This window comes from Rhodoplanes sp. SY1, assembly GCF_046000175.1.
In the GTDB taxonomy this organism is placed as follows: Bacteria; Pseudomonadota; Alphaproteobacteria; order Rhizobiales; family Xanthobacteraceae; genus Rhodoplanes.
The window spans coordinates 1-640 of the sequence record NZ_JBEOMB010000434.1; the positions used below are offsets into that span (position 1 = coordinate 1).

Genomic DNA, 640 nt, shown 5'->3' on the forward strand with positions numbered 1-640 from the left:
GCCGGCTGCGACAGATGCAGCAGCGCCGCCGCCTTGGTGAAGCTGCGGGTTTGCACGATCGCCAGGAAGGATCGAATCTGACGCAGTGTGATGTCCATAACGAAAAGCTATCGCTGCGATCCAAGTATTTCAATTGTTTAATGGCCGAGGATGCGTCATTGCGGTTGTACCCCCGGCCGGCAGGCGGACCGGCCCGTGCCCGAGGCACCGCCGACCCCACACCGCGGATCGCTCCGTCGTTCGCAACAGGACAGCCCGGACGATCCCGCTCCAACGCCCATAAACCGCGGAGGGTTTCTCATGCTCGCGGCGCTCGGCTTCGCAACCATCGGCGTCTTCCTCCTCGCCATCATGACCAAGCGCGTGTCCGTGCTGGTCGCGCTCATCCTGATCCCGCTCGTCTTCGCCCTCGCCGGCGGCTTCGGCCCGACGGTCGGCAAGATGATGCAGGACGGCATCATCCGGGTCGCCCCGGTCGGCATCATGATCATGTTCGCCGTCCTGTATTTCGGCCTGATGCTCGACGTCGGCCTGTTCGATCCGCTGATCGACCGGCTGCTCAAGCTGGTCGGCGGCGACCCGCTCAAGGTGACGATCTCGACCCTGATCCTCACCATGATGGTCGCCCTCGACGGCGACG

At 64.2% G+C, this 640-nt stretch carries 2 protein-coding genes; one reads left to right on the forward strand and one right to left on the reverse strand.

The genetic code is table 11. From position 1 onward, the window contains the following. Positions 1-98 (reverse strand): LysR family transcriptional regulator (locus ABTU92_RS30180; RefSeq protein WP_408095215.1); only part of this gene is annotated, 98 nt, incomplete at its 3' end. Between the two features lie 202 nt (positions 99-300). Here ABTU92_RS30180 and ABTU92_RS30185 point away from each other — a divergent pair. Then, positions 301-640: SLC13 family permease (locus ABTU92_RS30185; RefSeq protein WP_408095214.1), on the forward strand; the 340-nt coding region annotated here is incomplete at its 3' end.